11 protein-coding genes and 1 pseudogene are annotated in these 10,663 nt (G+C 44.6%); 11 read left to right on the top strand and 1 reads right to left on the bottom strand.

Going from position 1 to position 10,663, the window contains the following annotated elements; genetic code table 11:
- The first annotated feature begins 188 nt into the window (after positions 1-188).
- From ACXAFR_RS26475 to ACXAFR_RS26520, 10 genes are all read left to right on the top strand, one after another.
- Positions 189-989: an ABC transporter ATP-binding protein gene (locus ACXAFR_RS26475; RefSeq protein ID WP_475182963.1), complete on the top strand. Its 801-nt coding sequence runs from the start codon at positions 189-191 to the stop codon at positions 987-989.
- Between the two features lie 11 nt (positions 990-1,000).
- The gene (locus tag ACXAFR_RS26480) at positions 1,001-1,867 is read left to right on the top strand and encodes an ABC transporter permease (RefSeq protein WP_475182965.1); all 867 of its coding nucleotides are present in this window, start codon (positions 1,001-1,003) and stop codon (positions 1,865-1,867) included.
- 288 nt (positions 1,868-2,155) lie between these two features.
- On the top strand, positions 2,156-2,452 hold the full coding sequence (gene tnpA / locus ACXAFR_RS26485) for an IS66 family insertion sequence element accessory protein TnpA (protein WP_475182967.1): 297 nt from the start codon (positions 2,156-2,158) through the stop codon (positions 2,450-2,452).
- The gene (gene tnpB, locus ACXAFR_RS26490) at positions 2,449-2,805 is read left to right on the top strand and encodes an IS66 family insertion sequence element accessory protein TnpB (RefSeq protein WP_475182969.1); all 357 of its coding nucleotides are present in this window, start codon (positions 2,449-2,451) and stop codon (positions 2,803-2,805) included. Before tnpA ends, tnpB begins: the two co-directional genes overlap by 4 nt.
- Positions 2,806-2,825: 20 nt before the next feature.
- Positions 2,826-4,340: an IS66 family transposase gene (tnpC, locus tag ACXAFR_RS26495; RefSeq protein ID WP_475182971.1), complete on the top strand. Its 1,515-nt coding sequence runs from the start codon at positions 2,826-2,828 to the stop codon at positions 4,338-4,340.
- A 115-nt stretch (positions 4,341-4,455) separates the two neighbouring features.
- Complete coding sequence (locus tag ACXAFR_RS26500) at positions 4,456-4,857, top strand: nuclear transport factor 2 family protein (protein ID WP_475182974.1); 402 nt, start codon at positions 4,456-4,458, stop codon at positions 4,855-4,857.
- A gap of 29 nt (positions 4,858-4,886) precedes the next feature.
- Positions 4,887-6,296 (top strand): NAD(P)/FAD-dependent oxidoreductase, encoded by a 1,410-nt coding sequence (locus ACXAFR_RS26505; protein ID WP_475182976.1) that lies wholly within the window; start codon positions 4,887-4,889, stop codon positions 6,294-6,296.
- A 2-nt stretch (positions 6,297-6,298) separates the two neighbouring features.
- Positions 6,299-7,051, top strand: a complete 753-nt coding sequence (locus tag ACXAFR_RS26510) for a sulfite exporter TauE/SafE family protein (RefSeq protein WP_475182978.1) — start codon at positions 6,299-6,301, stop codon at positions 7,049-7,051.
- A gap of 13 nt (positions 7,052-7,064) precedes the next feature.
- Complete coding sequence (safD, locus tag ACXAFR_RS26515) at positions 7,065-8,435, top strand: sulfoacetaldehyde dehydrogenase SafD (protein ID WP_475182980.1); 1,371 nt, start codon at positions 7,065-7,067, stop codon at positions 8,433-8,435.
- A 127-nt stretch (positions 8,436-8,562) separates the two neighbouring features.
- Positions 8,563-8,715, top strand: a complete 153-nt coding sequence (locus tag ACXAFR_RS26520; RefSeq protein WP_475182982.1) for a hypothetical protein — start codon at positions 8,563-8,565, stop codon at positions 8,713-8,715.
- A gap of 281 nt (positions 8,716-8,996) precedes the next feature.
- Here the strand turns inward: ACXAFR_RS26520 and ACXAFR_RS26525 are convergent, their stop codons facing one another.
- Positions 8,997-9,335, bottom strand: a complete 339-nt coding sequence (locus ACXAFR_RS26525; protein ID WP_475182984.1) for a serine hydrolase — start codon at positions 9,333-9,335, stop codon at positions 8,997-8,999.
- 26 nt (positions 9,336-9,361) lie between these two features.
- On the opposite strand from ACXAFR_RS26525, the pseudogene ACXAFR_RS26530 reads away from it, so the two are divergent.
- A pseudogene (locus ACXAFR_RS26530) lies at positions 9,362-10,488 on the top strand (IS3 family transposase); the annotation flags it as partial.
- Positions 10,489-10,663: the final 175 nt, after the last annotated feature.

Below are 10,663 nucleotides of genomic sequence, written 5' to 3' on the forward strand. Positions count from 1 at the left end.
AGATAAAGCCGAGCAGTTGGCGGACTCAGACGCTGTTTACATATAGATATTACACTACTGCATATGCGTCTGAATTAAACAACAGATTGCAAATACCAGTAATGGTTATTTTTGTATTCTCATTATTGCATATAGAACATTAATGCTAAGCCATCTATTAAATACGCTACGAAAAACGAGGTTAAATTTTGAATAGTATCGATATCAGCGATGTTTCAATGGTATTTTCTATACCAGGAGAAAATGATGTTAATGCATTGTCGAATGTAAACCTCAAGATCAACCCTGGGGAGCTTGTATCAATATTGGGACCTTCAGGTTGCGGTAAAAGCACGTTGCTCAATATCATTGCCGGCTTTCTAACACCCACTTTCGGACAGGTAGATTGCGCAGGGAATATTGTTTGCGGCCCTGGCGCTGATAGAGGCATGGTTTTTCAGCAGGGTGCTTTATTCGAGTGGATGAATGTAGAGCAAAACATTGGCTTTGGGCTTAAGATGGCGAACAAGCCGGCATCGTTAATAAAGAAAAAAGTAAAGGAGCTACTTTCCATTGTCGGCCTGAAAGATTTTGCAAAAAAACCAGTTTATCAACTGTCTGGAGGCATGCAGCAGCGTGTTGCTCTTGCTCGATGCCTTGTAAACGACCCCGAGGTTATTTTGATGGACGAACCGTTAGGTGCACTAGATGCCCTCACACGAGAGAAAATGCAGAGTTTAATACTTAAGTTATGGAAGGAAACAGGCAAGACCATCATCTTAATTACTCATTCAGTCGAGGAAGCTCTATTTCTCGGAGAGCGAGTCGTTGTAATGGCACCTAGGCCTGGACGGATTCTAAAAGAATATAATTTCCCTTTCGCAAATATGGGTCTCACCACCCCTCCAAGAGAAGTTAAGGCGGACCCGAGCTTCTCTACAAAACGAGAGGAGATCCTATCTTTGATTTGGAATATGGAAGAAAAAATAATGTGTATAGAGAACGATTGAGAGTTGAAATTATGAAGAAAACAGACAGGTTATCAAATATAAAAATTTGGCTGGGATTGCAAGACAGTGATTTTACTCGACAAAAAACCGTCAAATTTGGTGATGCAAGTGCAATAAACGGCGGGCGCATCTATTCAATATTGATATTTTTTTTACTATTTATCACATGGTACACAGCTAGCGCTCTCGGATTTATTACCACCTTTTACTGGCCCACACTGCCGGACACTTGGAACAGACTCCTCACTCTGATTGGAGAAGGCTATCGAAACGTCACTCTTTGGGAGCATATCGGCATCTCTTTATTTAGGGTATTAACCGGTGTTTTTCTCGGTGCCTTGGTTGGCATACCTCTAGGTTTTGCAATGGGGCTATCATCGCCAATCAAGGGACTTTTTGACCCTGTCGTAGAATTTATGCGACCCATTCCACCATTAGCGTTAATCCCCCTAATTATCCTTTGGTTTGGAATAGATGAAACATCAAAAATATTTTTATTATTCTTAGCATCGCTATTTATAATGCTTATCGCCAGTAAATCAGGTGTATCCAATATCAAGGTATCAAAAGTACATGCTGCATATTCGTTAGGCGCATCTAAAATCCAAGTGCTCCGCTATGTGATTTTCCCCAACGCCTTACCGGAGATATTCACCGGCTTAAGAACTTCCATGGGTGTTTGTTGGGGAACCGTTGTTGCAGCGGAACTGGTCGCAGCAGATAAGGGTGTGGGATCAATGATAATGATCGCTAAAAATTTCATGCAAACAGACGTTGTTGTTATTGGCATTATCATTATTGGCGTTATAGGCTACGGCATTGAGCTTATCATGCGGGCAATCGAAAGTTATGTCATACCGTGGAAAGGAAAAGCATAAGAAAGTAACAACTGCTCACTTGCATTCCAAATCGACGCCAGGTTACTAATTATCTGGTTCGTTCAAGCCAACTCTGGGTATACTCTATTTTAGGGCTATTGGTCTTCGAGTACGGGCAGGCGCGTACAGCGCCTGAGTGCCCAGATAAATAGCAACCCGATCCCGAAACCATCTCAATTCTTTCCAGCCCTCTTCCCGGTCCTCTGTCGTAAGCGCCAAAGCAACCACACCCTACCGCAAGCTTCTTTCTTCAACTAACCTCCGAGCAAATCAATCTCGGAGGACATCATGGCTAGACTGTCTCGCCAGCAATGGCAATCACTCATAGCGGAATTCGAAACGAGTGGTCAAAGCCAAACCGAATTTTGCAAACAGCGCAATCTCAATCCAAAATACTTTAGCCTCAAACGCAGTAAACTTATAGCAAAGGATGCCACCGCTGTTCCGGCTTTCACTGAGGTCACAGTGGAACGCCCCAGAGTTAGTCACCTCGCTATCGAACTGGAGGTTGGAAAGGTCACCCTAAAAATTTCACCGTCCACTCCAGCTGCTTATCTTGCTGATGTGATACGAGCCCTGGCATGATCGAATGGCGCAGTGACGTTCCGATCTATCTCCATAAGGCCCCGGTCGACTTCCGTAAATCGATCAACGGTTTATCTGTGATAGTCGCAGAATCAATGGCGCTGCCGATAACAAAGGCCAGTCTGTTCGTCTTCTGTAATAAGTCGCGGCGCCAGCTCAAAGTACTTTACTGGGATCAGACAGGCTTCGCGCTTTGGCAAAAACGTCTGGAGCGAGACAAGTTTAAATGGCCTCGTCTGGGAGGCAATGAAATCATCACACTCGACCATGAGCAGTGGTGTTGGTTACTCAGAGGCTTTGATATCAGCAAAATTAATCCACATTCACCAATTTACTATCGAGATGTTGTCTAAGCTCGAGTAAAATACCGGCCATGAATGATGTGGCTGCTTTACAAAGTGAGATCGAAACTCTACGCGAACAGTTATCTCAAAAAGATAACGAGATCACTCGGCGTGACTCGCAGTTGGCCGCATTAAAAGAAGAAATCCAACGATTGTTGTTAAAGCGCTTTGGCAATTCTTCGGAAAAAATATCGGTCGACCAGCTCGGCTTATTCAACGAAGCCGAGGAACTGAATAGCAACAACGAAACCGACGTAGTCTCTGAAACCACTATTGTAAAAAGCCACGAGCGCAAAACTCGACCCCGCGTCAGTATTCCCGATGAGTTACCCCGCGAAGAAATCGTTCACGATATACCGGAAGAAGAAAAGACCTGTCCGAAAGACGGTGCTGCGCTGGAAGTCATCGGCAGCGAAGATCACGAGCAACTTGATATTATCCCGGCACAAATCAAAGTGCTTCGACATCGCCGTTTGAAGTATGCTTGTCCTTGCTGCGAGCAACACATCATCACTGCGAGCAAGCCGAAGCAACCCATCGAAAAGAGCATTGCCAGTCCGGGTTTACTCGCCTACATCGCCGTACAGAAATACGCCGATGCCTTGCCGCTCTATCGCCAAAGCGAAATGTTAAAGCGTATCAGTATTGCTTTAGACAGAACCAATCTCGCCAACTGGATGGTGAAGTGTGGCGAACTGGTTCAGCCACTGATCAACTTGCTCACCGAGCATATCCAGCAGCAGTCTTTGATTCACATGGACGAAACTACGCTGCAAGTACTGGACGAGCCCGGTAAAACGGCCCAAAGTAAAAGTTACCTGTGGCTAATGGCTACCTTCGGCATACAATCGGCCGTTGTCTATCACTATCGAGACAGCCGGTCACAGTCAGTGCCCTTAGAATTGCTGACCGACCAAAGCAAAGCCATTATGGTCGATGGTTACGAGTGGTACCAAAAAGCCTGCGATACCTACCACATTCAACGGCTGGGTTGCATGGCACACGCTCGGCGTAAGTTCGTCGACGCACAAAAATTACAGAAAAAGACCGGTAAAGCTGATCAGGCTCTAGCCTTTATCCAAAAACTCTACGCCATTGAAAACCGCATTAAAGATCAACCGCCCGACGAACGCTATCGAATCCGACAGCTGGAAGCAGTACCCATTATCGATAAGTTCAAAGCTTGGAAAGACAAAAGCTTAGCAACGGTATTGCCAACGACTGCGTTAGGTAAGGCACTGACCTATTTGCATAACCAATGGGACAGGCTCATTGGATACCTGGATGATGGTAATTACCCGATTGACAACAACCCAGCCGAACGAGCAATCCGACCCTTCACCATTGGCAGGAAAAATTGGATGTTTAGCAAAAGCCAAGCAGGTGCCACCGCGAGTGCAAACCTCTACAGCTTAATTGAGACAGCTAAAGCAAACGAACTAAATGTTTATGATTATCTGAAACTGATTTTTAAAGAGCTGCCCAATGCGCAAGGCATAGAGGATATTGAAGCATTGCTGCCATGGAATGTGTCACTTGACTAGGACGCACTTCGATAGGCGTTTACCCTCTGTCACTTAAAATTGTTGAGACTGGCACTATTGAAAATCAATTGTTCGATATAGTATGGGGTTTTCAAATATACACAGGAACCTCCAAATGTCCGACAGTATCGAGAACATTAATTTACAACGCGACTTGTTTATAGCTTTCAACGCTGGTGATATTGATAAAGTTATGTCTTTTTTCGCTGACGATTGCATATTTGAAACTGCAGCAGGAGATGAGAGCTTTGGCACCCGTTTTGTAGGCATAGAGCAAATTCGTACAGCCTTTTCAAAAGTGTATGAAAACTTTCCCGATGTTCAATGGGAAAATGCAAAACACAGCTCATTTGGCGAAAGCGGTGGCGTGTCCGAATGGACGTTTACCGCAACCCAAAAAGATGGCCGACGTATCAAAGCAAATGGAGTCGATCTTTTTTCAATTAGTGGCGGAAAAATTACTAAGAAAAATGCTTTTCGTAAAGATCGTCCACTATTAGCTCCATTAGCCGATTAACCGTTACGTTATTTTTGGGAGTGCCTTCGTTGACGAGTTCCAATATCACAGATACTTACAATCCTAAATACGACCCTTTAAAAGACGCCACTCCAGGAAGAGGAAGAGATTATGCGCCCTCTTTCTGGATTTCTGACGCGGGCCGATCGCCAGTAGACGATGGCCCAATTACTAGTGATATCGATGTTGATGTTGCAATTATTGGGTCAGGCTACACAGGGCTCACAACAGCGATATATCTCGCTCAAGAGCACGGCATTAAAGCAACCGTCCTCGAAGCAAATAAAGTTAGTTATGGATGCAGTAGTCGCAATGGCGGCCAAGCGCAGATCGCCACTGGCAGACTAAAGCGCTCACAATGGCTTAAAGAATTTGGCAAGAGCACGGCGCTTAAACTCCATGAAGAAGTCATGGAAGGAATGGAAAACTTTAAAGACCTCATCAAAGATATAGATTGCGATGCAGTGCACGGTGGGCATTTCTATATTGCCCACCAGGCCAGCGCAGCGGAATGGATTAAAAACGAAATCAAAATCCAAAATGACATCTATGGATTGAAATCCACCTTTGTTGATGCGGGAACTTTAAAAGAAGAATACGTGAATGACCACGAAGCACATGGAGCTATGTGGGAACCAGAAGGTATAAGCATTCAGCCTGCCAAACTCGCATTCGGGTATCTAGATAAAGCTCGATCGCTAGGTGCAAAAGTACATACATCCAGCCCAGTCTCCGCTTGGAAAACAATCGATGGATTTCACTTATTACAAACCCCAGGAGGTGTGGTAAAGGCAAAAAAAGTCGCAATTGCAACAGGAGGTTATACTTCAAATAAGCTGCACCCCAGTATTAAAAACAGGGTGATGCCTGTACTATCCAATAATATGGTGACCCGAGTACTTACTGACGAAGAACTAGAGCAACTAGGCATTAAAACAGGTATTCCGTTAACAGATACTAGAGTACTACGCCACTATTACAGACTTCTACCAAGTAAACGATTACAGATCGGTAGTCGCAGTGCGATTACCGGGCAAGCCGCACCAAATATACGCTACCAACGAATGCTTGAAGAAGATATGCATCGCAAGTTTCCAGTACTAAAAAATGTTGAGATCGAGTACTCCTGGTGGGGTTGGGTTGACGTCTCGCATGATATGATGCCTCGAATCACTACAACCGAAGAAGATAATACAATCATCTATGCACTGGGATACGGTGGGAACGGCGTCATGTATGCCTCACAAGCCGGCATGCGTATGGCTGAATTGATCGCTGAAAAAAATGTACCTGATCTACCGATTTTCAATAAAGCTCTCCCATACCCTATTGCCTTTAATCGATTTGAATCACAAGCCCTCGCTCCTTTTCGGCGTGTAGGGCAGCGATTTTTATATCAGTGGTATTGGCTAAATGATGAAGATAAATTTCGATTCTAAAAATGGAACCTTTTGATCTATCATATCTTAGTCTCGGCTTTATTCTGCTCTCAGTTTTTTTTGCTGCGTTTATTTCTTCTGTGACGGGAATGGCAGGTGGTGTACTGATGTTCTCCGCACTTTATCTGTTTATTCCTCTGCGCCCGCTGATCGCCATTCATGGCAGTGTGCAAGTCATTAATAACGGAGCAAGAAGTTGGTTTTTACGCAACTCTATAAAAAAAACCGCTTGCATCTACTTTGCTTTCGGCGCCTTGCTAGGCACTGCTATTACCACTTACTTCGTCTTGGGCCTGATAAGTGAAGAAGTTTCACTCTTAATCTTGCTCACACTTATTGCATACACACTATTCAAGCCAAAAAAAATACCAAGCATTAGGGTTACAGATAAACAGTATTTTTGGGTAGGAATAGCCACAGGTAGCTTAGGCATTGTAGCTGGAGCTATTGACCCACTTCTCGCCGCCTTTTTTTTGCGGGAAGACTACTCAAAGGAAGAAATTGTTGCAAATAAATCCATGATGCAATGTATTGCACACGCAACAAAAATTCCTGCTTTTATTTATTTAGGTTTCTCCTTCGAGCAATATCTACCCCTGATTGCCGCACTAAGCGTGGCCGCCATACTAGGCTCAAAACTTGGCATTACAATACTTAACAAAATACCTACAGTTCTATTTTTCAGAATAATGTGGTGGGTACTGTTTTTTTCAGGTTTATATATTTCACTGAAAATATTTGGTGTCACCTCATAGCGAGAGATAACTTATGACGAATACATTTGAAGTTAGCAACCCATACAACAGCGCCATCATTGGAAAACACACCTATACAAGCGCCAACACCATTGGTGAAAAACTCGAAAAACTTATGGTGGGCAGAAAATTACAGGCCGAATTAGCACCGTTCGAACGCGCAACAATCCTAAGGATCTTAGCTGATTTGCTTGACGAAAATAAAACGCTTCTAGCGCAGACAATAACAGAAGAAGTTGGCAAAACAATATCAGATAGCCATGTCGAAATCGCTCGCGCTATTAGCACTACGATCGCCAGCAGCGAAGAAGCAAGAAAAATCGAAGGGGAATGTCTTGATTCGGACGCCTACCCCCCGAAACGAGATAAAATTGGTATTGTGCGCTGGCAACCATTGGGCACCATCTTGTGTATTACACCATTTAACTTCCCTATCAATATTGCCATGCATAAAATAGGCCCAGCATTTGCTGCGGGCAATACCATATTGCTAAAACCTAGCCCTCAAAATATCAAGTCTTCAGAAATACTCATCAACCTGTGTTATCAAGCCGGGATGACTGAAGAAATGATTCAAATATGTATACCCGACATACCCGATATGGAAATGTTGATCAAACACCCTGTGGTCAGCGCAATAAACTTTACTGGTGGTACGCATGCCGCCAAAGCTATAGCAAAATTATCAGGTTATAAAAAGCTTTTATTAGAATTAGGCGGCAATGATCCACTAATCGTTATGGATGATGGGGATCTCAACGCCGCTGTACACGCAACTATCAATCAGAGATTGGCGACCGCAGGTCAGCGGTGCACAGCCGCCAAACGTTTGTTTGTGCACAGTGACGTATACGAAAGTTTTATGGATATACTCATAAACCAGGTTAAACAATTGAAAATTGGCGATCCTTCACAAAAAGATACATTTATCGGGCCAGTGGTTAATGAAAAAGCTGCAAACGATATCAAAGCCATCATCGATAAAACGATCGCAGCAGGTGCTAAACTAACGCTAGGTGGAATAAAGGAAGGGAATATTATTCACCCCACTATTATCGAAAACATTGACGATGATGCAGAGATATTATCAGAAGAAGTATTTGGCCCGGTTATTCCAGTGAAGAAATTTGACTGGGTTGAAGATATTGTCCCGATCATTAACAACTCCCCCTATGGCCTACAAGGAGGTGTATTTACACAAAACCTCGCCACCATTAAACAGTTATATAACCAGTTAGACCTAGGCACTTTAGTTGTGAATGACGGCCCAGGTTTTCGAGCCGAACACTTTCCTTTTGGCGGAGTAAAGGAAAGTGGTGTTGGCCGCGAGGGTGTAAAATACGCGATTAAAGAAATGAGCTATCAAAAAACATTAGTGCTTTAGTTTCTAACTCAGTGATTGGTGTTCGCGGGTAGACCGAAATATTTTTCAAGACAAAGCTATTCTATTGCTCGCCACTTCACCAGGGCCCGGAGGCGCCAGCAACGTCTTAAATATTGCGAGCAACTCTATGCCCCACTTCGGTGGCAACATCGTTGCTGGCTTTTCCTTACCCAGCTTCCACAAAAATTTTGATGTGGATGGCAAAACCATTACTCAGGCCGAGTTAGACAAAGAGCTAGAGGGAAAACTGCACAATTTAGCGCAGACAATAGACAAATAAAGAGGAACAAGGCTATCCACCATTAACCCGGCGGGTTTTATCCGCGGGTTAATATGCAGTGTAAGACAGCACTGCTAGTCCGAATAAATAGACAGCACGCCCGACGGTAAGATCAGTAAAAACGCTTAAATCTATAGTGATGACCTAAATCTAAGACAATTTGTAATATCCGCCTGATCATCAGCTAAAGGGGAAATTCAAGTATTAATACTTTTACTGCCACCATAATAATCGCTGCCAATCATTTAACCTATTACAGCAATCTGTTTAGCCGTGTGTGATTATTCATTGAATGAGCCGGACCATTGTCGCAATTCGGGTACTACAGCGCGCGCCAGATTCCAAGCCAGTTCCTCAGACGCCATATTGTGTTCATTAGCGAGGGTAATAATCACCAGCTCTTTTTCTGGGAAAGTTAACATCTGTGCGTAGTAGTAGCCGTTTCCTCCGTCGTGGTAACGCAATAGCCCAATCGGTGTATCTGCCGTTACCCATCCGTATCCGTAAAATGTATCGCCATTGCCTTCGTCCACGTGACGACCGTAATACATTTCCAAACTTTGTTCACTCAGCACTTGGTGTAGTGGTCCAATAGCACCGGACACCTTAATAAGAGACAATACCAGTCAACTGTTAAGGTGTCATCATGAGTCAGAAACGAAGCTACAAGCAGTACCCAAAAGAGTTTAAAGAAGAGGCCGTGGCCTTAGTTTGTGATCAAGGCTATTCGGTTCCCGAAGCCGCTAAATCACTGGGGATAGCCCCCAACATGCTCTACAAGTGGAAGGAGAAAATCGAATCTGAATTGAGCGGCAAAGTACTGGCGGAGGATGAGCGGGCCGAGCTGAAGCGGCTGCGCAAAGAAAATAAAGAGCTTCGCATGGAGAAAGAAATTTTAAAAAAGGCAAGTGCCTTCTTCGCGAAAGAAATGAAGTAAAGTACCGCTTCATTGAATCGGAGTCCTGTCGTTTTCCAATAGTTAAGCTGTGTCGGGTTATGGGCGTTTGCACTACCGCGTTTTACGATTGGCGAAAGCGTCCAGCTCAGCGCATCACTGAAGAGTCGCTTCGCTTGTACCGCAGCATGAAGCGCCTGTTTGAGCAAAGTCGCAAGAGTTTGGGCAGCCGTGAGATGATGAAAAAATTACGTGAAGAAGGCTTTCAGATCGGGCGCTATCGAGTTCGAAAGCTGATGCGAAAGCTAGGTCTCACCGTCTACCAGCGGGTGGCGTACAAGGTGACGACCAAGCGCAAGGCTTCAGACGCCGTAGCCGACAACTTACTCAACCAAAATTTTGATCCAGTTGGCCCAAATCAAGTCTGGGCCGGAGATGTAACGTATTTGAAAACGGGCGAAGGTTGGATGTACTTGGCGATTGTTATGGACTTGTACTCCCGCCGAATCGTTGGCTGGCACATTGATAAACGCATGACCACGAGTTTGGTAAGCCGAGCGTTGATAAAAGCGTACAACCTGAGACAGCCTCCGGTGGGACTTGTGTTTCACAGTGACCGAGGCTCGCAATACACGAGCAAGCGTTTTCGGAAATGCCTAGCGTCTTATTGTATGCGTTCAAGCATGGGAAGTGTCGGAGCTTGCTGGGACAACGCGGTTGTTGAGCGTTTTTTTGGAAGTCTCAAGCACGACTGGATTTTAAAGGTGGCGCAACCTACACGTGAGCATATGGAGGCTGATGTGATGAAGTATATGCGTTACTACAATGTTCATCGGTTGCACAGCGCCAACGATGATTTGTCGCCGGTGGCCTTTGAGGAAAAAGATAAGTGTCCGCAGAAACTGCGGGGCGGTTCTGCTCGGCCAGAGCAGGTTCGGCACGTGGTTTCTGTGGAAAACAAGCGCAGCGCGTTAGCCGCTAAATTCTAAAATTTTGGTGTCCGGTTTTACTTGACCAGAACAATTCAACGCATCGGCATTCAGCTGTCCGTAT

The sequence above is a fragment of the Pseudomaricurvus sp. ABR4_320 genome (assembly GCF_056159445.1).

What these genes read in the sequence shown, in the direction of transcription:
- tnpA (WP_475182967.1), top strand. Translation starts at nt 2,156, where the DNA reads ATGGCTAGACTGTCTCGCCAGCAATGGCAATCACTCATAGCGGAATTC.
- tnpB (WP_475182969.1), top strand. Translation starts at nt 2,449, where the DNA reads ATGATCGAATGGCGCAGTGACGTTCCGATCTATCTCCATAAGGCCCCG.
- ACXAFR_RS26480 (WP_475182965.1), top strand. Translation starts at nt 1,001, where the DNA reads ATGAAGAAAACAGACAGGTTATCAAATATAAAAATTTGGCTGGGATTG.
- tnpC (WP_475182971.1), top strand. Translation starts at nt 2,826, where the DNA reads ATGAATGATGTGGCTGCTTTACAAAGTGAGATCGAAACTCTACGCGAA.
- ACXAFR_RS26520 (WP_475182982.1), top strand. Translation starts at nt 8,563, where the DNA reads ATGCCCCACTTCGGTGGCAACATCGTTGCTGGCTTTTCCTTACCCAGC.
- ACXAFR_RS26510 (WP_475182978.1), top strand. Translation starts at nt 6,299, where the DNA reads ATGGAACCTTTTGATCTATCATATCTTAGTCTCGGCTTTATTCTGCTC.
- safD (WP_475182980.1), top strand. Translation starts at nt 7,065, where the DNA reads ATGACGAATACATTTGAAGTTAGCAACCCATACAACAGCGCCATCATT.
- ACXAFR_RS26500 (WP_475182974.1), top strand. Translation starts at nt 4,456, where the DNA reads ATGTCCGACAGTATCGAGAACATTAATTTACAACGCGACTTGTTTATA.